This is a genomic window from Marinobacter psychrophilus, assembly GCF_001043175.1.
Classification (GTDB): Bacteria; Pseudomonadota; Gammaproteobacteria; order Pseudomonadales; family Oleiphilaceae; genus Marinobacter; species Marinobacter psychrophilus.
In genome coordinates, this window is sequence record NZ_CP011494.1 from 3,210,999 (window position 1) to 3,233,971 (window position 22,973).

Annotated in this window: 27 protein-coding genes and 1 pseudogene; 1 reads left to right on the plus strand and 27 read right to left on the minus strand. The window is 49.3% G+C overall.

Annotated elements, in window-relative coordinates:
- Window positions 1–73: 73 nt before the first annotated feature.
- The 27 genes and pseudogenes from ABA45_RS14575 to tkt form a co-directional block, all read right to left on the minus strand.
- A complete protein-coding gene (locus tag ABA45_RS14575) occupies window positions 74–262 on the minus strand; it encodes a FeoB-associated Cys-rich membrane protein (RefSeq protein WP_048387280.1) in 189 nt (62 codons plus the stop codon).
- A gap of 21 nt (window positions 263–283) precedes the next feature.
- Complete coding sequence (feoB, locus tag ABA45_RS14580; RefSeq protein ID WP_198146993.1) at window positions 284–2,158, minus strand: ferrous iron transporter B; 1,875 nt, start codon at window positions 2,156–2,158, stop codon at window positions 284–286.
- A 4-nt stretch (window positions 2,159–2,162) separates the two neighbouring features.
- A complete protein-coding gene (locus ABA45_RS14585) occupies window positions 2,163–2,468 on the minus strand; it encodes a FeoA family protein (RefSeq protein WP_048387281.1) in 306 nt (101 codons plus the stop codon).
- A gap of 201 nt (window positions 2,469–2,669) precedes the next feature.
- Window positions 2,670–3,770 (minus strand): mandelate racemase/muconate lactonizing enzyme family protein, encoded by a 1,101-nt coding sequence (locus ABA45_RS14590; protein WP_048387283.1) that lies wholly within the window; start codon window positions 3,768–3,770, stop codon window positions 2,670–2,672.
- Window positions 3,771–4,078: 308 nt separating this feature from the next.
- Window positions 4,079–4,360, minus strand: coding sequence for a type II toxin-antitoxin system RelE/ParE family toxin (locus ABA45_RS14595; RefSeq protein WP_048387286.1), 282 nt, complete (start codon window positions 4,358–4,360; stop codon window positions 4,079–4,081).
- Entirely contained in the window at window positions 4,357–4,629 is a 273-nt protein-coding gene (locus ABA45_RS14600; protein ID WP_048387288.1) for a CopG family ribbon-helix-helix protein, read from the minus strand. The genes ABA45_RS14595 and ABA45_RS14600 overlap by 4 nt, the downstream gene beginning before the upstream one ends.
- A gap of 243 nt (window positions 4,630–4,872) precedes the next feature.
- Entirely contained in the window at window positions 4,873–5,406 is a 534-nt protein-coding gene (locus ABA45_RS14605) for a hypothetical protein (protein WP_048387291.1), read from the minus strand.
- 45 nt (window positions 5,407–5,451) lie between these two features.
- Window positions 5,452–5,772, minus strand: coding sequence for a DUF3703 domain-containing protein (locus ABA45_RS14610; protein WP_157035558.1), 321 nt, complete (start codon window positions 5,770–5,772; stop codon window positions 5,452–5,454).
- 69 nt (window positions 5,773–5,841) lie between these two features.
- Window positions 5,842–6,255, minus strand: a complete 414-nt coding sequence (locus tag ABA45_RS19715; RefSeq protein WP_084708362.1) for an excalibur calcium-binding domain-containing protein — start codon at window positions 6,253–6,255, stop codon at window positions 5,842–5,844.
- Window positions 6,256–6,503: 248 nt separating this feature from the next.
- On the minus strand, window positions 6,504–8,069 hold the full coding sequence (locus tag ABA45_RS14615; RefSeq protein ID WP_048387294.1) for a methyl-accepting chemotaxis protein: 1,566 nt from the start codon (window positions 8,067–8,069) through the stop codon (window positions 6,504–6,506).
- A gap of 24 nt (window positions 8,070–8,093) precedes the next feature.
- The gene (locus tag ABA45_RS14620) at window positions 8,094–8,867 is read right to left on the minus strand and encodes a phosphate ABC transporter substrate-binding protein (protein ID WP_053076201.1); all 774 of its coding nucleotides are present in this window, start codon (window positions 8,865–8,867) and stop codon (window positions 8,094–8,096) included.
- 46 nt (window positions 8,868–8,913) lie between these two features.
- Window positions 8,914–9,291 carry a hypothetical protein gene (locus ABA45_RS14625; protein WP_053076202.1) on the minus strand — a complete coding sequence of 126 codons (378 nt, stop codon included), beginning with the start codon at window positions 9,289–9,291 and terminating at the stop codon, window positions 8,914–8,916.
- A 426-nt stretch (window positions 9,292–9,717) separates the two neighbouring features.
- Window positions 9,718–9,864 (minus strand): annotated as a pseudogene (locus ABA45_RS19820) (DUF3703 domain-containing protein); the annotation flags it as partial.
- A 90-nt stretch (window positions 9,865–9,954) separates the two neighbouring features.
- Window positions 9,955–10,368 (minus strand): excalibur calcium-binding domain-containing protein, encoded by a 414-nt coding sequence (locus ABA45_RS19720; protein ID WP_157035559.1) that lies wholly within the window; start codon window positions 10,366–10,368, stop codon window positions 9,955–9,957.
- Window positions 10,369–10,594: 226 nt separating this feature from the next.
- Window positions 10,595–10,855: a hypothetical protein gene (locus ABA45_RS14630; RefSeq protein ID WP_048389130.1), complete on the minus strand. Its 261-nt coding sequence runs from the start codon at window positions 10,853–10,855 to the stop codon at window positions 10,595–10,597.
- Window positions 10,856–10,872: 17 nt separating this feature from the next.
- Entirely contained in the window at window positions 10,873–11,562 is a 690-nt protein-coding gene (locus ABA45_RS14635; protein WP_048387296.1) for a RusA family crossover junction endodeoxyribonuclease, read from the minus strand.
- 110 nt (window positions 11,563–11,672) lie between these two features.
- Window positions 11,673–12,257, minus strand: coding sequence for a Swt1 family HEPN domain-containing protein (locus tag ABA45_RS14640; RefSeq protein WP_198146995.1), 585 nt, complete (start codon window positions 12,255–12,257; stop codon window positions 11,673–11,675).
- A gap of 3 nt (window positions 12,258–12,260) precedes the next feature.
- Window positions 12,261–12,899 (minus strand): DUF5343 domain-containing protein, encoded by a 639-nt coding sequence (locus tag ABA45_RS14645; RefSeq protein WP_227506046.1) that lies wholly within the window; start codon window positions 12,897–12,899, stop codon window positions 12,261–12,263.
- 115 nt (window positions 12,900–13,014) lie between these two features.
- On the minus strand, window positions 13,015–13,773 hold the full coding sequence (locus ABA45_RS14650) for a DUF6602 domain-containing protein (protein ID WP_048387300.1): 759 nt from the start codon (window positions 13,771–13,773) through the stop codon (window positions 13,015–13,017).
- Complete coding sequence (locus tag ABA45_RS14655; protein ID WP_048387302.1) at window positions 13,770–14,522, minus strand: nucleotidyltransferase family protein; 753 nt, start codon at window positions 14,520–14,522, stop codon at window positions 13,770–13,772. The genes ABA45_RS14650 and ABA45_RS14655 overlap by 4 nt, the downstream gene beginning before the upstream one ends.
- A 94-nt stretch (window positions 14,523–14,616) precedes the next feature.
- Window positions 14,617–14,787, minus strand: a complete 171-nt coding sequence (locus ABA45_RS18975) for a hypothetical protein (RefSeq protein ID WP_157035560.1) — start codon at window positions 14,785–14,787, stop codon at window positions 14,617–14,619.
- A 9-nt stretch (window positions 14,788–14,796) separates the two neighbouring features.
- The gene (locus tag ABA45_RS14660) at window positions 14,797–15,345 is read right to left on the minus strand and encodes a hypothetical protein (protein WP_048387304.1); all 549 of its coding nucleotides are present in this window, start codon (window positions 15,343–15,345) and stop codon (window positions 14,797–14,799) included.
- A 60-nt stretch (window positions 15,346–15,405) separates the two neighbouring features.
- Window positions 15,406–15,792: a hypothetical protein gene (locus ABA45_RS14665; protein WP_048387307.1), complete on the minus strand. Its 387-nt coding sequence runs from the start codon at window positions 15,790–15,792 to the stop codon at window positions 15,406–15,408.
- A gap of 509 nt (window positions 15,793–16,301) precedes the next feature.
- A complete protein-coding gene (fba, locus tag ABA45_RS14670) occupies window positions 16,302–17,366 on the minus strand; it encodes a class II fructose-bisphosphate aldolase (RefSeq protein ID WP_048387310.1) in 1,065 nt (354 codons plus the stop codon).
- Between the two features lie 42 nt (window positions 17,367–17,408).
- Entirely contained in the window at window positions 17,409–18,575 is a 1,167-nt protein-coding gene (locus tag ABA45_RS14675; protein WP_048387312.1) for a phosphoglycerate kinase, read from the minus strand.
- A 64-nt stretch (window positions 18,576–18,639) separates the two neighbouring features.
- On the minus strand, window positions 18,640–19,671 hold the full coding sequence (locus ABA45_RS14680; RefSeq protein ID WP_048387315.1) for a type I glyceraldehyde-3-phosphate dehydrogenase: 1,032 nt from the start codon (window positions 19,669–19,671) through the stop codon (window positions 18,640–18,642).
- Entirely contained in the window at window positions 19,671–21,671 is a 2,001-nt protein-coding gene (gene tkt, locus ABA45_RS14685; RefSeq protein ID WP_048389135.1) for a transketolase, read from the minus strand. Before tkt ends, ABA45_RS14680 begins: the two co-directional genes overlap by 1 nt.
- A gap of 225 nt (window positions 21,672–21,896) precedes the next feature.
- On the opposite strand from tkt, the gene ABA45_RS14690 reads away from it, so the two are divergent.
- Window positions 21,897–22,898 (plus strand): metalloregulator ArsR/SmtB family transcription factor, encoded by a 1,002-nt coding sequence (locus ABA45_RS14690; RefSeq protein ID WP_048387317.1) that lies wholly within the window; start codon window positions 21,897–21,899, stop codon window positions 22,896–22,898.
- The last annotated feature ends 75 nt before the right edge of the window (window positions 22,899–22,973 follow it).

The following is a 22,973-nucleotide window of genomic DNA, read 5'->3' on the forward strand; positions in this document are numbered from 1 at the left end:
TGGCCCGACTTTTAAGGTGAGCTTTGCAACCAGCTACGAGCTGATAGAGCATATCAGTTGATGGTTACCGAGCTTAATGCGGACCTTTTTCGGCGGAGTTGCCACAGCCATCAGCACTGCTACTGCCGCTACTGCCGCTACTACTGCAACCGTTACAGCTGCCACAACCTGAAGACTTCTTACCCAAACCGGGTATCCACCGGCGCGCCACGAAAACCACCGCTGCCAATACGCAAAGCCCGACAATAATGTTCTGCCACATAGTACCTCCTCAACAAGATTCTCAGTAAGTCAGTAACGCCGAGATTTGGTACGTTGCCCAAGCTGCAAAATAAGCCAGACCGAATAGGTAGAACGTAAACAGCGCGGTTGATTTCACCGAGTTGGTTTCTCTTCTGACAACCGCAATGGTGGCAATACACTGGGGCGCGTAAACAAACCAGGCGAGATAGGCAAAAGCCACGGGTAAACTCCAGCTGCTGTACAACGCACTGCCCAATGCGTGATCTCCGCCAGCCACGGCGTAGACTGTCGCTAATGCACTTACAGCCACCTCTCGTGCGGCCATAGAAGGAATCAGTGCAATACACATCTGCCAGTTAAAACCAAGAGGGGCAAAGAAGGGCTGCATCCAGTTACCCAACATGCCAGCAAAGCTGTACTCAATCGCTGATCGAGTGGCGTCCACAGGAGCGCCGGGGTAACTGGCCAGAAACCACAAGATGACCGAAAGCGACAAAATGATCGTGCCGACACGGCGCATGAAAATCCACACTCGCTCCCGCAAACCGATGAAGACGTGATACGCCATAGGCCATCGGTAACTGGGCAATTCCAGTAATAGCGGGAACTCTTCACGGGCCTGACGGCGCCGCATTATCCAGGCGACCAATGAAGCGCTTGCAACCCCGGCAAAATAAAGCCCGAAGAGGGTTAAACCCTGCAAATTGAATACGCCTGCTATCGTCTTGCGAGGAATAAAAGCCCCGATAATCAAGGCATAAACCGGTAAGCGCGCCGAGCAAGTCATCAACGGCGCCACCATAATCGTAATAAAACGCTCGCGCGGATCCGATATCGTTCGGGTAGCCATAATGCCCGGCACTGCGCAGGCGAAGCTGGACAATAAGGGGATAAAAGACCTTCCTGAAAGCCCGAGCCCGCGCATGGGGCGATCTAGCAAAAATGCAGCACGTGTAAGGTAGCCACTGTCTTCCAGTAGCAAGATAAACAGAAACAGAAGGATAATCTGGGGAAGAAAAACGATAACGCCGCCAACACCGGCGATAATACCGTTTACCAAAAAGTCGCGCAGAATACCGACAGGTAGAATATAGGTCAATAAATCACCCAGCATACCAAAGCCCGCATCTATGGCATCCACAGCGGGTGTGGCCCAGGCAAAAACAGCCTGAAAAACCACCAGCAGTATCGTAAAAAGAACCACCAGACCCAAAACAGGGTGCATCGCCACCTGATCCAAACGATCCTGCCAGCGCGGCGTTTGAGCAGGTTGAATGACGTGAGAACGTATTAGACTTGCGATCTTATCGTACAGTGCCTCAACCGATTCCTGGCGGTCGCTCAGTGCCAGTGCCTGGGCATCCCCAGTCTGCTCGTGGGCATATTGGTTCAGCTGATGTTTGAGTGCATCCACACCGTGGCTGTTTACGGCGATCGTCTCAATCACTGGAATGCCAATGTCTTTAGACAAGCTGGCCGTATCGATGCTTATCCCCCGACTGCGGGCCGTATCCATCTGATTCAGAGCAAGAATCAGGGGCCGATTCAAACTGCGCAGTTCCATTACCAAGCGCAACCCCAGGCGCAGGTTGGTGGCGTCTACGACCGCAATAAGCACATCAGGCCTGGCTTCGCCCCGAATATTCCCCAGAATAAAATCACGTGCAACCTGCTCGTCAGGAGAGGTTACAAAAAGACTGTAGGTGCCGGGAAGGTCGAGGAGTTCCGCTTTTTTACTGAGGCCGTTAATCATGCCCGAACGCCGTTCAACGGTAACGCCGGGGTAATTGGCCACCTTGGCTCGTGCACCGGTTAAACGGTTAAAGAGAGACGTTTTTCCGCCGTTAGGGTTTCCTATCAGTGCAAAACTTAGCGGTGCCTTGTCAGCGTCGATATTTGCTTTAATTTGGCTCAATTTTCTATCTACCACCCACTTGGGTGACCTCTTCAACACAAATTTTAGCCGCTTCGGCACGGCGTAAGGCGAACTTGGTTCCATTGACCTGAACCGCCATGGGGTCGCCACCAAACAGACCAAAACCTATCACCTTAAGATGAGCACCCGGAAGGAACCCAAGCTCTTTAAGCCTTAGGCCAACTTGCTCGTCATGGGAGCCAAATAGAGATTGCGGGAGTAAGCCGGTGACCCTCAAAGTCGCGCCCTTTCGGCACTGATCGAGGCGGGTTTGGGTCTGCAGTGCACTGGGAAATACAGCCGAATTCATAGGGGTAATACTCACTAGTCGCAAATGAGATTGATTTTCAAGTAGAGTAGCGCACTTACAATGCTCCCGCAATCAGTAGGAGGCTCCTCTTTATTGACTCAGAGCAAGGTTTCGCGGGGTTTTTATTCGGGGTGTACAGCTGGGCAGCAGATTACTCAAACGCCCCAGCCGTATCGTAAAAACTAATGGAAATCGACCAACTTACTCGTACACATCCAGCAGAGTCAGCTTCTCAAAATCTGGAACCACACCCAACCCCGGGCGATCACTGAGGATCATCCGGCCGGAACACACCTCAGGCGCTCCCGTTGCCAACTGGGAGGTATTGTAATTGTGAAGATCGGTTGTCGTCAGCAACGCTTTTGCCGGAGTGCTGGCCGCCAGATGCGCAAAAGCAGCTGTGGCTATACCGCTGCCCCAGGCATCTTCAATGGTCATTGCTGTGCCAGCATCTACGCACACGTCCCGAATGACCCGTGATGGCGTCAAACCGCCAACCCGACTGATTTTCAGGGCCATGGCGTCCATCGCATCGTCACGCAAGGCCCGCTGCACATCGGCCAGGCAGTTCAGGCTTTCGTCCAGTTTAACCGGGTGGCGGATTCGACGGCGAACCGACAGGCACTCCTCATAGCTGTAACAGGGCTGTTCGAGATAGATCTCCAAATCTTCAAGCGCCCGCGAGAATCGCACGGCTTCATCCTGGCGCCAGGCGCGGTTGATGTCGCACATCCAAAGCTCGTCTGCATGTTTGCCCTTGCTCAGAGTGCGCACCAGATCGATATCTTCCTCAACACTATGCCCCAGCTTGATCTGAAACCGGCGAAAGCCTTCTGATCGAAACTGACGCAAAGATTCTTCCATCTGATCCGATTCCGCCAAAGGGACATTTCGGTGCAGCGGCATAGACGGCGAGAGCAGCCCGCCGAGCAAGGCGTAGACTGGCAGCCCAGCATGCTTGCCCAACAAATCCCAGCAGGCAATATCAATGGCCGCCTTGGCAACCGCATGCCCGGTCAGCGCCTGGTTCATGCACTCGTGAATACGCGTGGTGTGCGTGGGATCCTCACCTATCACACTGGGCGCCAGCAGCGACAGGCAAGAGGGAATCCCCTCCGAAAACGCCGCCATATAGTTAGGGCCGCAGGGGCAGGCTTCGCCGTAGCCATGCAGCCCCGTATCAGTGGTCACCACCACCACTGTACTGGTAAACACCTGATGCGATCTTCCTCCCGCAAAGGCATACGCCTTACCCGTGTAGGTTAAATCGGCCGTATACACCGCAATACTCTCAATACGCATGTCGCGCCTCCTCGTCCGGCAGCATTCAATTTGTCTTCAGCATAGTAGTCAAAGGCTTATGGCGCCGAGATTTCCTTACACGAATCCGCGACCTCGCATAGCCCTTAAGGGAAGGGTCGTTGCCTGAGCAGGCAAAAGCGTAAGTTTAAGGTAGAAAAATCGAGGTAAATTGTGAAGAGCAGACTCACTGTGGAATTACCGGACGCTTACCGAAAACTGACAAAAAGGCGCAGCGGCAAAACGCAAGATTTGGCCTCGGTACAGCCCTATAGCAAAGAGTACAGAGGGTGCCGCACCTGGTTAGATTGCTATCGTTCACCCTCCAGGCTGTGCCATACCCGCAGAATGATGATGACACTGGCGTGAACTGAATATCGAACGATGTACTTTCCGAAAATCATATCTCGAATGGAATTAGGCACTGGTGCCATTTCCACTTGAGTGCCCATTTTGGGGAAATCTGGAAGCAACTCGATTTTACCAACCAATTCGATGGCGATCCTGGCCGCCGCCGACGGGTTGTTAACCGCGATGAACGCCCTGAGGCGCTTTAAATCTTCAATGGCTTCATCCGTGTAAACCAGTTTCACTTGCCTGACCTAGGCGCATCCTGCTCGTTCTCGGTTCCCCAACTATTAAGCCAACGGTGTACTTCACTGGCATCAACCAACTTGCCTTGTGCGGCAGATTCCATTGCTTCCAGCGTTTGCGTCCATCGCTCCTGCTCTAGCTGCTGCTTTTCTATGTATTCCGACAATGCCTGGTTGATTACCCAGCTCTTACTCCGATGAAGCCTACCGGCGATGGCTTCCAGATGCTGCTCAACTTCTGCTTGAAGACGAACTGTAGTGACACTCATGACGAAACCCTCAGACCCAATAACTACACTGTATTACATTATAGTCGGTAAAGGTGCGGCGGTCATCGTCAGATTCAAAAATCATCTCACGCCGATTTCGGCGAAACCTCGAACGGCAGAACTTACCGACAAATTCCAGTCGCCGCTGCCTGGTCATTCCCTGGCTCCTTCCACGGTTCTAATCGATGCCGGATAAAGTGAAAGATTACAGCGAAAAGGCAAGACCTGACCCCGGCACTTTACTTAAATCTCGTCACATCGATTTGTAAATACACGAACAACTTTTTCACGTAGTGTTTTATAGTTCAAGTAGTAATCAGGCGACCTATAAATAATACCATTTTCATCATCGCTATCTGGCTTACCATTAATCCGCAAAATATCTTTCTTAAAGTCTCCAATGAAAACACCACCAGCTGTTCCTTGAAATGGGCTGTCAAACCTAAGGGTAGTTAATTCACCAGACATACTAAAGAACACCCATATACCATACTTTTTGAAACGATAATATTTTTTATTAATCCTTAGTAAAAGCTGGTCAGTGATGTGCTTAGGGCGATTATTATCGGTGATCATTAGTTCAGGCTCTTCAGCAACAAAATATCTACTTTTAAACTCCTCAATTGTCATTCCTGAGCTAATATCACACCTATATTTAGACATCCCCGAAGCCTGACATGTTAATGACAGTGCCATCAAAAACATTATAAAAAGTAATTTACTTAAATTACTCATATCTCCCCCATAATCTTTAAAGCTGAGCGCACCGGTTGACATTGACGTAGCCGAGCGGAGTCAAGGGTCTCAGTGTGGCGCGAATGGCTATACACCCGACTTGGGCTCGTGAATCAGGGTCACCAAGTCCGGCGCGATTGGCATTTTCCTGAACGGGCTAACATTAGCGCCACCCGTATTACCCTGGGATACCAGACTAAATACCGTTTTAGTCGCAGCGTCAACGATCCAAAAAAGCTGACCTACAGCTTCTTTGGCTGAGCGACTGCGAAAGGCCCATACCAGCATCAACACATGAACTTCAACGTGCCAAAAAGTCGATTCATGGCCAATCACATGGGCTCGTTCCAGATGGGCAAACTCCTGCTGAGCGTCCTCAACTGACTCTGCCCAACAAGCATTCGCCAGTTCGGCTTAAACGAAGGAGGCAATCCGCTGTGAATAAGTGCGTTTCATCAACACCTCCATCCAATCACACTAAAATCGGGAATCATTTTCACACGGGACCCCATCGTGATCCCCATCCATTTTAGTGTTTGGACAATTTTTGACAAAATACTCAGCTTCAGCTTTTGAGTTCATTTGACTGCAGTGTTGTCTGCCATCACATTTGAAACTTGATTTTTTTTGGTTACTGCTCTGGTTAGCGCTTACGGCTTCACTAGAAACGATTGTTAATGAGCCTTTAACGGACTCTCGCCTTTCACATACAGTTCCTTGGGGCACGCTGCCGTATAAAACTCTACCGTCTTTTGTGATGCACTTTAATTGTTCACCAGATCCAGAGTAAGTCTCCGAGTTTTGCATGAACGGCAAATCATTTTGTTGGTATAAAGAGTTTCCGTACCACCCAGCAACCAAAACTATGGCAAGTATGAAGATTTTGTTCATTGCGGAGGTGTTTTTCCCTTTTCAGTTGATCCTAACGAGGCTGCAAAATAACTATAGAGCCTTGTTACAATGATGCTCCTACGCAGAATCTAGACGTTTTTTCGATGACAAGTGCTCCAGATTTTTAAAATCGGCGCTATTTTTGGATTACTTATTGACCAATTCTAGATCCAATAAAGCCTCCGACCTTTTTCTACTGCCTTAAATAAATCTGTCCCGGTTTTCGCGTTCACGTTGACATTCGACACTTAGACCTTAAATTCAGCGATGCTACTATTTAAGTCAAGAGCCGTTTTCACCAAAGATTCGGCAGAACTCGCCATTCCTTTTGCTTCCTCTGCACCTTGCGAAACTCGTCCGCTAATCTCAGTCAGATTTTTGTTAATCTCTTCTACTGTGCAAGATTGCTCAACAATAGCCGCTGCAACTTGGGTGCTCATATCGCTAATCGATTCCACTTGGCGACTGATAGCTTCGAGTACCTGGTTACTCTCCAAGACTGCAACCACACTGGATTGTACTTGCTCTTGCCCTGTTTTCATGACTTTGCTGGCATGCGCCGATTCTTGCTGCAATGTCGAGATAATAGATTGAATATCTTCGATCGATCCTTGCGTTTTTTGTGCCAGCATCCTGACTTCATCAGCAACAACGGCAAAACCTCTGCCTTGCTCGCCGGCTCTTGCTGCTTCTATCGCTGCGTTAAGGGCGAGAAGGTTAGTTTGATCTGCGATACTCCTTATGACATCCAGTATCGAACCTACATTACCTGCTTGAATGGCTAAATCAGCGACGACATCTGTTGCCTGGCTAATCACTGACGATGTTTTTTCCATACTATCGCCAACATTTTTGGCATAATCCAATCCTTTCACCGTTTCAGCTCGTGCATCAAGCGCCGCATCGGCAACGAACTGAGTGTTCTGGGCCACTTCCTGAATAGTTGCCCCCATCTCCGTTGTGGCAGTAGCGGCTAAAGACAGCTCTAAACTTTGTTTTTCGGCATCGCTATCAAGTCGATTGCTTGATTTACTCATGGTTTCAGAAGCCATCTTCACTTCACTTGCCTGAGTCATACCCTGAATTAAGTGCCGACGGAACTTTGCTAACAGCCTATTAATATTAGCCGATGCATGGCCGATTTCATCCTTTCCGGAGTGCTCGACCTGCAAGCTAAGATCGGAGTTTGATTCAATAGAATGAAGGCGTTCAGATAATTTTCTAAGCGGGGATGTAATCCAGTGATGGCTAAGAAAAATAGCGAGTCCCGCAACGATTAGACCCGCAGCGGCTAATAGCCCTTGCATACTGGCTAACTTATTGACTTTCTGAGTCGCACTTTGTTCGTACAATGCCGACAATATTTTTGCTTTTTCTTCAAGCGGTTGCCACACCTGATTTATTTCACTCGTAATATTGTAAAACTCATCAGACGCCACAACGACGTTATCTGCCAGCAACACGTTAAGCTGACTGATTATAGCTTTCCATTGATTGACCATTGACTCAATGTCAGGGCTATTTGGGGACTCGCTTTTTAGCAAAGCCATGTCTGTTTGATAGCTGTCAATCAAACTGAGAAGGTCTTGCCCAAGCTTATCTGTACTTAATTCGCTTTCAATCGCTCTTATCAATAATCCGGTGCCATTTTGAATATTCAGAACGGTCGTTTGGAGTCTGTTTGCAGCGCCGATCAAAGCAGCATCATTTTTTTGAGAATGAGCCACCCAATATGTTGATGCTGTTGAAATGAGAATAAATAGGGTCAACACCCCAAATAGTAAAATTAATCTTGCTCTGATCGACGTAAACATACTCAATTATCCTTACCTTGTGGCTTATCTAACGCCAACAAAGCGTTGCTTTAGAACTTTCTGGCCCTGTGCAGATCGGACCCAGTCTATAAAAGCCTTGGTTTCACCTGCGGGTGCACCGTTTGTCGTGAGATACAATGGTCGAGTAATCGGGTAATTGGAATTTTCAACTGTGGCTTCCTGGCCGTCTACCGAGACCGGTACAACCCCGGCATCACCTTCCAGAAAGGCAAAGCTGATTTGACCAATACCTGCTGGATCACGCGATATTGTGGATACGATTTTGGCATCGGGAGTTATGACCTCAGCCGTTTGTCCATAATCAATGCCGCTTAGCGCATGCTTAGCGAACACCTTACGGGTCGCCGACCCTTGCTTAACGATATAGACGTTAATAGCCTGATCATTACCGCCTATTTCCGACCAGTTTGTGATTTTTTGAGAAAAGATACCTCTTAGTTGCTCGGTGGATAACGCCTTAACAGGATTCGCTGAGTTAACCACTGCGGCGATGGCATCTTTACCAATTAATGTCGCTGTTACTCCCTTATCAAGATACTTCTGGTTAACCTCACGGGCGACTCCGCCGAAATCGCATTTGTTAAACGCCGCACAACGTTCACCACCGGCGCTTTCCGTTTTAGTTTTCAGTACCAGTTGGGATGCTGTGTAGGCTTTACTGGCATCAGCAATGAATTTGCCCACCGTAGAGGAACCTTCATAGTCAAGATTTCCAGCAGATGCTAGCGATGCAGACAGAACCATAGATCCAATCAATGCTTGCTTAATTAACTTCATGTTCATGTATCCTTGTAAGTATCGAACGGCGCCAAGAGTATCCCTTTCAGATAAGTGCATTATTGACATGAAACAATTCTCCGAAGTTAAGAGAGACTTCGTGTGGCGTTCGATTAGCGGTGATTTGCAACCCAGTTTTCCAAATCGCTGAGCTTAAACAGCCTGTTTTTTTGCGTTCAATTTCCTGCAATTTTTCAGGGCTGAAAGACACGGCTCCGGCAACTTCCCTATGTCGAATGTCACCAGACCAGCGCTTGGGATTCAGGTTCTTTGCTCGTTGATAAACCGCTTCGTATTTGGCGATCAACTCTGTATCAAGACCCTGGTGCTGTGGTGCTGGCGTAACCAAATTAATGCCGTCGTGCAGGTGCTCGTCGTTATAGGCTTGCTCGAACAGCCGAATCCATTGACGCCCCGCCACCATTGACGACGAGCTTTTAGCGGGTCACTTCGGGCGGTACTTCAGCGGTCTTGAACAACGACGCTGAATACGGGTTATCGTTGCTCACCCTGGGTCGGCTTTAACACATCAACATACCCCGTTCTACCGGCTGAGCTTTCAGCGTGCAGGACGTCATCGGACGCGCCATTATCTGAGTGCAACTGCGGTGGGTTTTGCCAACATCTCGCGCGCAACAAAGAGCGATCAATGAACTTTTTAGCAAGCTCGCCGGATCTCTGTATCGTGGATTTTCCAGGCCTTGATCTGGCGGATGTAGATGCCCATGCTTAGGTACAGATACTGATGCTGACCGAGCACCTCTGAAGGGCAGTAGCGGATGGCCCCTGCACCGTCTCTACTATTGGGCCATTACCACAGGAGGGTTAGACATTGGCCAACTTCCGGATCCTACTCGGCTTTGCTGTATTTGCGAGAACCCGGGACAGATCTATTTCTGATTGCATGAACCTTAACGTGCCAAAAGGTCGATTCCTGGCCAATCACATGGGCTCGTTCCAGATGGGCAAACTCCTGCTGAGCGTCCTCAACTGACTCTGCCCGACCAGCATTCGCCGGTTCAGCTTAAACGAAGGGGCCAATTCGCTGTGAATAAGTACGTTTCATCAAGACTTCCATTCACTCACACTAAAATCGGGAATCATTTTTACACGGGACCCCATCGTGGTCCCCGTCCATTTTAGTGTTTGGACAATTTTTGACAAAATACTCAGCTTCAACTCTTGAGTTCATTTGACTGCAGTGTTGCCTGCCATCACATTTGAAACTTGAATTTTTTTGGTTACTGCCTTGGTTAGCGCTTACGGCTTCACTAGAAACAATTGTTAATGAGCCTTTAACGGACTCTCGCCTTTCACATACAGTTCCTTGAGGCACGCTGCCGTATAAAACTCTACCGTCTTTCGTGATGCACTTTAGTTGTTCACCAGATCCAGAGTAAGTCTCCGAGTTTTGCATGAACGGAAAATCATTTTGTTGGTATAAAGAGTTTGCGTACCACCCAGCAACCAAAACTATGGCAAGTATGAAGATTTTGTTCATTGCGGAGGTGTTTTTCCCTTTTCAGTTGATCCTAACGAGGCTGTAGAAAAACTATAGAGCCTTGTTACAATGATGCTCCTATGTAAAATCTAGACGTTTTTTCGATGATAAGTGCTCCAGGTTTTTAAAATAGGCGCGATTTTTAGATTACTTATTGACCAATTCCAGATCTAAAAAAGCCTCCGACCTTTTTCTGCTGCATTAAATAAATCTGTCCTGGTTTTCGTTATGACTCAAAGGGTGCCTCTTTTGGCGAAGCCGATATTCCACAACCACCTAGGAGCTGTATGACGTATTTAGTCTCCGACAAAGGGGGTGTGTCTGCGGCATAAACACCCAAATTACTAGCTTTTTTCTTGGCCTCAGCATAGCTGAGACCGGCAAGCGCAGCAGTAGCGGCAATGCCGCAGCCAGTTATCTCTCCTTGGATGACTACTTGGATGTCTTTGTCTATTAACGCCCAAAGCAGGCGCGGCGCTTTTGCCATCGCCCTGCCTTTGCTTGTTATACCTTTTCACTAGTTGCACCCAAACATGCAAATTCACTTAGTGACAATAGTTTAAAATTATTGACTCTCGTTCGATGGAACGGTTGCCCTCCACCTAAAAAACCTGCAACTTCCGGGTAGCTTACTCCTAACTTTTCTAGGATATTTTTGCTCGTCTGATTTGTCTTGAGCATGCCAGCCCATAAAATTTTGGCAGCTGATGGCCAATTCAAATTTACAGGAGTACAAAGTGCTCCATCTAGCTGAATGAAAGCAAGCTCCTCCTTTAAAGAATATTGATCAGCTTGGAATTCAAATTCAAAATGAAGCCGCTCATTGTCTGACTCAATATTACGCCAGCATATATATAACCCACGTAGTTGGCAGTCATCTATAAAGAAACCATCCGGCCCAGTAAATGCGTCAATTATAGGTTTCAAGCAATTATCAATATCGACTTTTGCATCAGTTTCATATCGATTTTTGGCCGGAAGCAGCCAAGTTACATTAAGTATCAAATCACCTGTTAATAAGTATTTTTTCTCCTTGAGCTGCTCTCTTATTGCATTGATATACTCCTCCCGAACAGCCTTTTTAGATTGCACTGAAGCAGGTGATCCAAGTACCTCAAACTCCGCCTTACCAAACGGCGAAGGTACGGTTCCAGAATTTGCCAACGCTAATTCTTCTATTAATTCATCACTCATATATTGTTCGGTCTACTTTAGGTATAACGCCGCCATAAACAGAACGAGCTTGCGAGTGTCCAGCGACCAGAGGGAGCGTATTTAATGGCTTTGTTAAAAATGAATATTCATCAACTAGTAATCCTGAACCAATCTCTAAGTGCCAGCTCCAACCTAAGAACTTCATCTTCTGCCAACAGTGAACAGTGCGCAATTGGATTCCTTAAAGAGTTTAGAGCGAACATCACTTTTTCCATTGCTTTTTGATCGTTAAACACCACCCCACCGAACAAACTCCAATTGGCTTTAATTATCTCGCCGAGTTCTCCGAATGTAGTGTAATCAATAGGGTCTGAGGACCTTGGTGTTACCGCAGCCTCTTTTTCTCTTTTTATGCTTTTTTTTGCGTTTATCCTTACAACTTCTGGGACAAGATTTTCCCACCAATTGGGGTCTTCTGTTCCTTCAAATACATCTACAATTAGCTGCCTTATCGATTTTTCGAGGCAATAAAATACTTCGTAATGTTTTGCCATGCTGTGAGCTTCAATCCGTAAAGCTGCATCGAACTGAGGATAATAAGCATCTTCTATCTGGCTGGCTTTATCAGTTCCGCGGCCTAAATCTACCTGATATTTTTTCTCAATTAGATCAAGATCAGCTTCTAAAAGCATATTGGTCATAGCGAAGCTTTTAATTGCGGCTGCTCGATTCACAAATTACTCCTGGATTAAGTGTTGTTTTAAACTTTTAAAGATAGCATTAAACACTTCAATATCTGTAGTGGTAGGTAAGTTTAAATTTATCGTATATGACAAATTAATGCCTTCGCCTCCATTGTTGCCTGACCGCTGACTATGTATTTGAGGCATGGCGTATGTGGATGCTGAATCTGCGGCCTCTGCTGAAACCTCAATTTCCTCTTCTGAAAAAAAATCAAAGTCTGCAATTTTTCTTAATGCTTGAAACGTTGAAAGAGTCTTGCTTACGACCGTAGAGTTTTGCTCTGCGCCAGTTGCCTCTACAATTAACCCCTTAAGAAGGTTTAGATTCGTATCATGTATATACTCATTCATCTCGAACAGCTGCTCGTATAATTCACGCATAGCAGATGCGATCGCAGTTCCGGATTTAGCTGGATTACGGAATTCCTTGTACCTCTCGGTCGGAGTACCGTCGGTAGCAACAAGCCCCATTTTTTTTATAAATGGGATGATCGATCTAGGAGTGCCACCCTTCATAAGGAGTTTTTCAGCTACAAAATCTTGTGAGAACTTCTCTGGAACTGATGCTGTCTTGATTTTATCGAGCATCGTTATCAGCGTTGCCGTACGTTGTGCATATGGAAGATTTTCCACTTCTTTCTCCTTATTTTGGTAGAGTGCTGATGATTTCTAACGCTTCGCATAACCGGCAGCATAAAGTTGCATAGCGAAGCGGTGCAGCGTTATGCTGCCCGAGTCTATGCTATTGTTAGGTTTCAAGTTGTGCGGCGTATGCATTCCAGTCAATAGCCGGAACAGTGCCTAATGATTGAAGCTGTTGAAGAACCCGAAACAGGAAATAAATTAACGCGTTTTGAGATGGACCAAAAGTAAAAGAGTCATCATCATTAAAAGTATCGAACGATGCACCACTTACAGCCAAACCACAATTAATTCGTTGCAACGGCTCTAATCCTTTAAACGCTAAAGTGAAAGCAACGCCAAAGTCGTCTGCCCAACTAATATTAGTGGCTATAATCCCTGCAATAATTTCAAAATGTGGTTTTGCTGGATAAACGCCACCTGCATGAACGATTGGCACGCTCGTTCTATGAAGGGCTCTTACCGATTTCGCTTTTTCTCCTGCATATTCCAAATAGGCTTTGTCAATGTGAGGTTTAACTTCAAAAACAGCGTAGACAGATTCAGCAGGTATAAATCTATGATTCTGTTGATCAAGAAGTGTTGGTGTGTACTGATTATCGAAGACAACAACATCAATTTGGTCGCTAGTTTTTCCTTTGGAGTCAATAACAATTCCTGTATCCACAGCATAACGATCAGGCAAGTATTTCCTAATCATTTCAATAAAGTGTTTTTCGTTTACATCGCCCATGGTTCCGTTGTGCGTAATAGACGCACTTGACATTTCAAGCTGTGTTTTTAGCATGGCTTGTTGCATAGAGAAGGACTGTTGCAAAAATTCCTTGCCATTAATTTTTGATGCATTTTTCGCTTTGCTGCTCATGCTACAACGTACTTCCAGAATTTTTGACTGGCGCTATTTTTTGCGACAGTCGCAATTCTTTTTTTCTCAACTGCACTGATCTGATCAGATATGCAATTATTCGTATTTGACGGGTCGAAATAACTGTTGGACTCTATATTTGATGCGATGAAACTAAGTGCAGCAACGAAATTTGTATCGATTGCGCCAACTGTCTTGTTATAAAGAGCATCCATGATTATCAATTCCAAATAGAAAGATGGAAAATCTAGGTTGTTTGCGTTTCGCCATATTTTTGCGAGCTTTATTTCGTTTAATCTACTTGAATTAGAAACCTGATAAATATGGGTGCTTATATTCGTTTTTGTCCAAGAGTTCTTTTTGCTCACATATAAACTATGATCATTGCCATACTGATTTTGTCGCCTTCCTGGTACAAGATCAATTTTATTCAAGTTATGGTTAATTCCAATTGACACATTCTGACGCCTTGCCGTAAATCCTTTCCCACCCATATAAGAAAAAAGGGACTCATATATTTCATTGAGCGTATTTTTGGTTGTAGAAGTCAAGGAGATAAATAAGTCAACATCTGTACCGCTTGAAACAGCTGTTCCTTTTGCTGACGAACCAGATACTTTTACATCAATCAAATATCCATTCGCCCATTCCATAATATATGGAAGAAAAAGGGTGTGGTACTGAACGGCTTTATTTGGGTCAACAGCATATTTCTTAAGTACGCCATTTACATATTCTAAACCCGTCATACAAACTCCTTGGTGAAACCTAACGCCCGCGATCACCGGTGACAAAACCGGCGCGAAGCATAGGTTTTGGCATCCGGTGCATGGCCTAGTTATGCTATTTCCCCCGGTTTCTGCTGCCAGACTCGTTGATTTGCTGCTTTTTCTTCTCAATTTCCGGAATTTTGTGGTCCAGAACAAAGGTCACCTCAGGCGGCGGAGTATTTCTATCTGGTTCCGCAGAGGTTTCTTGTTGGCTTGGCTGATTTTGGTCATCTTTACCCGACATATTTGACTCCTAATTTTCAAAGAAACTCGTCGAAACGATGAGGATAGCAGAGATGCTGAGAGCCCACATTGCTACTCCAATATCTCGATAGCCCTTGATAAGAAGTTGAGACTTCTCTGCATTTCCTGATCTGGCATACTCCAAGGCTGTTGAACACGTCCGCATCAAGGAAAAATGTATGGTTGGGAGAGACTTAGGTTCGTACTCATTAATAAAGCTTTCGTGGAGCGGCAATCGGGGCATATCAATAAATCGCAGAGCCCGATACAAGAAACTCCACGCAGAGACCAGCGCCAAATAAGTGAAGGCAATAACACTACAAGCTGCCCACTGTAAGATCCCTTCGGGCGGGAAAAAGGCAGAAGAAAAAAAGCGCAGCATCAGCGAGTATGCAACAATGCCAATTGATAGAAAGCTAAGGTATTTTGTTGCTTTATCTTCGATATTCCGGAATCTCTGCAGCTCGTCTTCGAACGCAGCGCGCGCATATTGGTAAAGAAACTCGTGCTTCTCACTCTTCATTAATAGACCTAGTTCGAATGCTAAGTTTTTGAGCATAACGCTTGGCTTTGCGGCGCGCCGGAGCGCAGCGTAAGTGCGTCCGACAACAGCCACTTGTTAGGCTTTGCGGTCAACGAATGTTTTTGCTTCTTGAGCAGAGTCGAAAGACCTTCCTTCTACCCAGTAAGTTATGAAATTATGCTTAGTTACCACGTCATTGTAGGTAAAAGAATGTGGAGGATCGTTCCTCTTATCGCGAGCAACTTGCTTAGCAGCTTCCTCTGCAATCCCCTCAAAGATATCTATTTCATCTTTAATCGATTGGACGCGGTAACGGATATACAGAGATTCAGCTCTTTGCTCTGAACCATCACTGTTAGCTAACGCTTTCGCCCAGAGCCCGCCTCGCTTTTCACCATGAGACAGTTCTTGAATAACTTGCTCATACAACTGTTCTTCTTGCAGCCTGGCCGCAGCAGATTTCCGTCGAAACTTTTCAAACAAGTCAAACTCTCCTCTACGGCCTAACAGTGATTAAATAGAACGCTTCGTTATTGTGAAAACCTGACCTCTGTAAAACACCCATAACACCAAATAGAGAGCTTCATTTTTTCCTATAAAAAACATAACACTACAGCGATAAGACTGAAAGACGCCCTGTAACAGCGTGACCACTTCATTATTGCAATAACGAAGCATGCTCTACCCTTCTCACCTCAAGCCCCCACCTTTGGGCAGGATTTCAGGCAAGCTCACCACGAATCACAAAATAAAAATCAACGGCCAAAAATGTAGTTGCTACAGGATGCGCAAAGCTAAGAGACAACAGGGTCAATATAGAAGAAATCATCGGCCATCATCCTTAACAAGTGGATGCGTACATCGTACTAATACGTACACGCTAAACCCTTTTTGGCCCTATGACTTCCCCCAAATGATCAAAAAGCGCAAAAAAAAGCCCCCGGCTCTCACCGAAGGCTTTTCATCAGAACACCGTCTACTTCAACGCCAAATTACTTAACCTTAGGATCCAGCGCCCTAGTGTCATAAAGCTCATACATGCGTTCAAGGTTCATAGGCTTAATCTTGCTGGCATTACCCGCGCTGCCGAAGGCTTCATAACGCGCAATACAAATATCTGACATGGCCACCATGGTGGCTTTCAGGAATTTGCGTGGGTCGAATTCGGCTGGATTTTCGGCCAGGAAGCGGCGCACGGCGCCGGTGCTTGCCAGGCGCAGGTCGGTGTCTATATTGATTTTACGCACGCCGTGTTTGATGCCTTCCACGATTTCTTCGACGGGTACGCCGTAGGTTTCGGGGATTTGGCCGCCGTATTGGTTGATGATTTTCAACCATTCCTGGGGTACAGAGCTAGAGCCGTGCATTACCAGGTGGGTGTCTGGAATGCGTTTGTGAATGGCTTTGATTCGCCCAATATCCAGGGTGTCGCCGGTGGGCGGACGGGTGAACTTGTAAGCGCCGTGGCTGGTGCCGATGGCAATGGCCAGTGCGTCTACGTGGGTCTTTTGCACGAAGTCGGCGGCTTCTTCGGGGTCGGTCAGCATCTGGCTCATGTCCAGGGTGCCTTCGGCGCCTATTCCGTCTTCTTCGCCGGCTTGGCCGGTTTCCAGGGAGCCCAGGCAACCCAGTTCGCCTTCTACCGATACACCACAGGCGTGGGCCATTTCTACTACGCGACGGGTCACGTCTACGTTGTATTCATAATCGGTTGGGGTTTTGCCGTCTTCACCCAGGGAGCCGTCCATCATTACCGAGCTAAAGCCCAGTTGAATAGAGCGCTGGCACACGGCGGGGCTGGTGCCGTGGTCTTGGTGCATAACCACCGGGATGTGCGGGAACTCTTCAATGGCCGCCAGAATCATACGGCGCAGGAAGGGGGCACCGGCGTATTTGCGGGCGCCGGCCGAAGCCTGAACAATCACCGGTGAGTCGGTTTTGTCCGCCGCTTCCATAATGGCGCGCATTTGTTCGAGGTTGTTCACGTTAAAGGCTGGCACACCGTAACCATGCTCGGCGGCGTGGTCCAGCATTTGCCGCATCGAAATCAGGGCCATTAGGTTGTCTCCTTAAAAATTGTGCGAGTGGTTAAATACGTTTTACGCGCCACGCTCTTCCAGCATGGCGACTGCGGGCAGGGTTTTGCCTTCTACGAATTCAAGAAAAGCACCCCCACCGGTTGAGATATAAGAAATCTTCTCATTTACACCGTACTTGTCAATGGCCGCCACAGTATCACCACCGCCGGCGAGTGAAAATGCGGCGCTGTCGGCAATGGCGTGAGCCAGCACTTTGGTGCCGTTTTCAAACGGGTCGAATTCAAACACACCTACCGGGCCGTTCCATAAAATGGTTTTGGCGTTTTTCAACAGCTCGGCAAACTGGCCCGCGGTTTCGGGGCCTACGTCCAGAATCATGTCATCTTCGGTCACGTCTGAAATGTTGCGAATGGTGGCGGTTGCGGTTTCAGAGAACTCACTGGCAACCACTACGTCAACCGGCAACGGAATTGCAACGCGAAAGGCGATGTCTTTGGCGACGTCTGTCAAGTCGTGCTCGCACAGGGACTTGCCGACAGGATGACCGGCAGCGGCGAGGAAGGTATTGGCGATGCCGCCACCTACAATAATCTGGTCACAGATTTTTTCCAGGGCGTTGAGTACGTCCAGTTTGGTAGAGACTTTGGAACCGCCAACAATGGCAACCACGGGCCGGGCCGGATGATTCAGGGCTTTACCCAAGGCTTCCAGCTCACCCGCCAGCAGCGGGCCGGCACAGGCTTCGGGGGCAAACTTGCCGACGCCGTGGGTAGACGCCTGAGCGCGGTGTGCGGTACCGAAGGCGTCCATCACGTAAATGTCGCAAAGCGCAGCGTATTGTTTGGCCAGGGCTTCGTCGTCTTTCTTTTCGCCTTTGTTGAAGCGCACGTTCTCGAACAGCACTACGTCGCCGTCGGCCAGATGTAGGTCTTCGCCGTTCAGGTAGTCTTTGATCAGGCGTACGTTCTGGCCCAGGGCTTCACTCAGGTGCTCGGCCACGGGCTTAAGGGAAGCGGCTTGGTCATACACGCCTTCTTCCGGACGGCCCAGGTGCGACATCAGCATGACTTTGGCGCCGGCGCTTGCAGCCGCTTTAATGGTAGGCAACGCAGCGCGGATGCGGGCATCGCTGGTAATGCGGCCGTTTTTCAGCGGTACGTTCAGGTCTTCGCGAATCAGTACGCGCTTTCCTGCCAGATTCAGGTTGGTCATTTTTTTGATGGCCATGCTCTTTTTCCCTTGAACGGTTCGTCAGCGTCAAATGTAATCAGATTTTAAACCGGAAGATACGTCAGCTCACCGCCAGCCAGTGTCGGCTGACGTCCAGCATGCGGTTGGCAAAGCCCCATTCGTTATCAAACCAGCACAGCACTTTCACCATGGTTTCCCCGGTAACCCGGGTTTGGCCACCATCGACCACGCCGGAACGGGAGTCGTGATTAAAGTCGGAGCTTGCCAGCAATTCGTTGGTGTAACCCAGTATGCCCATCAACGGTAAGGTGGTCGCCGCCCGTTGCAGGATGCCGTTAACGTCGGCGACGGTCACTGGCGTGCGCACGTTCAGCACCATATCAATGGCAGACACGTTTAGCGTGGGTACGCGCATGGCAACGGAACTGAAGCGGCCTTGCATGTGGGGCAGCAGGCGTTCAATACCAAGGGCCAGCGCGGTGTCTACCGGCACTATGTTATGCAGCGCGCTGCGGGTGCGGCGCAAATCCTGATGGTGGTAAGCGTCAATCACTGGCTGGTCGTTCATTGCCGCGTGAATGGTGGTGGTGGTGCCTTGCTCTATGCCCAGCGCATCGTCCAGCACTTTGATCATCGGCACCAGGCAGTTGGTGGTGCAGGAACCGGCAGCCACAATGCGATCACTGTCTACCATTTCAAGATGATTGATGCCGTACACCACGGTGCGGTCAACATCGGCTTCGGCCGGCTGCGAAAACAGCAAACGCTTGGCGCCAGCGGCCAGGTGCTGTTCCGCCGTCGCGCGGTCAGAAAATGCACCGGAGCATTCCAATACCAGGTCGATGCCCATGTCTTTCCAGGGTAGTTCGGCCGGGTCGGTGCTGTTTAAAACGCGGATGACGTCGCCATTCACCCACAGGCTGTCACCTTCTACCGCCACCGTGCCTTGAAAGCGGCCGTGGGTGGAGTCATAGCGGGTTAAATGCGCGATGGTGTCGATGTCTGACAACTCGTTAATCGCGACCACCTGAAAGTGGTCGCGATAACCGTTTTCATACAGCGCCCGCAGCACGCACTGGCCGATGCGGCCGTAACCATTGATGGCGACGCGATAAAATGCGGGCTCGGTCATCAGGCTTCCAGTAGCTCGGCGGCCACGTCCAGGACGTTATCGACGGTAAAGCCGAATTCCTTGAACAGCTCGCCAGCGGGTGCCGATTCACCAAAGGTGGTCATGCCCACAATGCGACCGTCTAGGCCAACGTACTTGAACCAGTAATCGGCAATGGAGGCTTCCACCGCGATGCGGTTGGTGACGTCTAGCGGCAATACCTGCTGCTTGTAGTCGGCGCTTTGCGCATCAAAGATGTCGGTCGAGGGCATAGACACCACGCGAACGGCTTTGCCCTGCTCGCGCAGCTTGGCGGCTACTTCTTGCGCCAAGCCAACTTCGGAACCTGTTGCAATCAGAATAAGCTCTGGCGTGCCTTCGCTGTCTGACAACACATAGGCACCGCGGGCAACGTCAGCAAGTTGCTGCGCAGAACGGTTTTGGTGGGCCAGGTTCTGGCGGCTGAATACCAACGCAGTGGGGCCATCGGTACGCTCAAGCGCGGCTTTCCAGGCAACGGCAGATTCTACGGCGTCAGCCGGGCGCCAGGTGCTCATGTTGGGCGTAGTACGCAGGCTAGCCAGTTGTTCAACGGGCTGGTGCGTGGGGCCGTCTTCACCCAGGCCGATGGAGTCGTGGGTGAACACATAGATGGCGCGCTGCTTCATCAGTGCGGCCATGCGCAGGGCGTTGCGGCAGTATTCCATGAAGATCAGGAAGGTAGCGCCGTAGGGTACGAATCCGCCGTGCAGGGTCAGGCCGTTCATGATGGCGGCCATGCCGAACTCGCGCACGCCGTAATTAATGTAGTTACCGCTGGCATCTTCTTTGGTGACGGTGTTGCAGCCACTCCAGATAGTCAGGTTGGAACCGGCCAGGTCGGCAGAGCCGCCCAACAGTTCCGGCAGCATCGGGCCGTAGGCGTTCAAGCTGTTTTGGGACGCCTTACGGCTGGCGATGGTTTCGCCTTTGTCCTGAACGCTCTGGATGTAAGCCTGGGCTTTTGCAGAGAAGTCGGCGGGCAAATCACCGGCCATGCGGCGCTTGAACTCGCCGGCCAATTCCGGCTCGGCTTTCTGATACGCAGCGAAGGTGTCGTTCCAGGCGCTTTCGGCATTCTGACCTTTTTCTTTTCCGTTCCACTGGGCGTAAATGTCGTCCGGCACTTCAAAGGCGCCGTGTTTCCAGCCCAGTGCTTCGCGGGTCAGAGCGATTTCGTCGTCGCCCAGCGGTGCGCCGTGGGCCGATTCGCTGCCCTGCTTGTTGGGCGAGCCAAAACCAATCACGGTTTTGCAGCAAATCAGCGTGGGCTGCTCGGTGTTGGCGCGGGCCACCTCAATGGCCGCACTCAGGGCGTCGGCGTTGTGGCCGTCTACGTCGGCAATGACCTGCCAGCCGTAAGCTTCAAAGCGCTGCGGGGTATTGTCGGTAAACCAGCCGTCTACTTTGCCGTCAATGGAAATGCCGTTGTCGTCGTAGAAGCAGATCAGCTTGCCCAGCCCTAGTGTGCCAGCTAAAGACGACACTTCGTGGGAGATGCCTTCCATCAGGCAGCCATCGCCGACAAAGGTATAGGTGTAGTGGTCAACAATGTCGTGGCCCGGGCGGTTGAACTGCGCCGCCAGGGTTTTCTCAGCCAGGGCAAAACCCACGGCGTTTGCCAAACCCTGCCCCAAGGGCCCGGTGGTGGTTTCAACACCCGGGGTGTAGCCGTATTCCGGGTGGCCCGGGGTTTTGGAGTGCAGTTGGCGGAAGTTTTTGATGTCATCAATGGAAACGTCGTAACCGCTCAGGTGCAGTAAGGAGTACTGCAACATGGAACCGTGGCCGTTAGACAGTATAAAACGGTCGCGATTGGCCCACTGCGGGTTGGCAGGATTGTGGCTTAGGTAATCATTCCACAGCACCTCGGCGATATCAGCCATGCCCATGGGCGCACCCGGATGGCCAGATTTGGCTTTCTGAACCGCATCCATGCTCAGCGCGCGAATGGCGTTGGCGAGATCTTTACGAGAGGACATCAAAATTTCTCCAATGTTTTTCAAGGAAGTAGGGACAAATCCCGTTCTACTGGCCGCACTTCGGTACTGCTTCAACAGCACGGCCACAGAGCGCTTAAAAATAAGGCGCACATTTTCGCCGATTACAGTGGGTGGGGGCAAATCGACTTTGCATTATAAAGCTATATCAAAAAACTTTGATATAGCACTTGCCTGGCTTGAAAAAGCTCCTTACACTGCTGCCCTATGATAAACACCAGCACTGCTATTCCCGATACCGCTCCAGCGGACGCCCTGGCCACGATCTATAAAGCCAGCGGTGATCCTTTGCGCCTGGAAATTATGCGGGTATTACGGCGGGACACGTTTGGCGTGCTGGAGTTGAGCCAACTGTTTGATATGCGCCAGTCGGGCATGAGCCATCACCTGAAGGTGATGCACAAGGCCGGCCTGGTAGAGCCACAGCGCGAAGGCAATTCTATTTTTTACCGCCGACCGTTAAACCTGACCGTGAACACCCTGGCCGGACAAACCATTCGCCAGATTTTCTCTACCGTTGATCAGGTGCCGCTACACTTACATTTGCAGGAGAAAATCGACGTGATTCGTGGCCAGCGTGCCAATCAGTCGCAAATGTTTTTCTCCCGCCACGCGGGGCAATTCCGCGAGCAACAGGAGCTGATTGCACCGTTCGAGCTTTACGCCAAGCCCGCGGCAAGGCTGATACGCCAACGTGCGCCTAAAAAGAGCTGGTCAACCGTGCTGGAAATTGGCCCCGGGGATGGCAGCTTTTTGCCGGTGTTGTCGCCACTGTGCCATCACTTGGTGGCTCTGGATAACAGTTGCGACATGCTGGCTAAAGCCCAGCAGACCTGCACGGATGAAAACCTGAATAACGTGGATTTTATTGAAGGCGTGACAGACACCCTACTGGCACGCGGCGATGGTTTTGACCTGATAGTGGCCAACATGGTGCTGCACCACGTACCTAGCCCTGCGGATATTTTTCTGGACGCCGCAGCCCTTATGAACAACGGCGCCTGCCTGATTATCAGCGAGCTGTGCCGCCACGATCAGATCTGGGCGCGGGAAAATTGCGGCGACTTGTGGTTGGGCTTTGAGCCTGAAGAATTAACCGCTTGGGCAACTGCTGCGGGCCTGCAATCCCGCGAATGCATATTTATTGGCCTGCGCAACGGCTTTCAAGTGCAGGTTCGGGAGTTTTGGAAAACCACTGCAAAGCGGTAAACATGGGCCTTGCAGGAGACTGAACATGAATATCAAAAAAGTTTGATATAGGTGTAAGTGGTATTACGTATACCT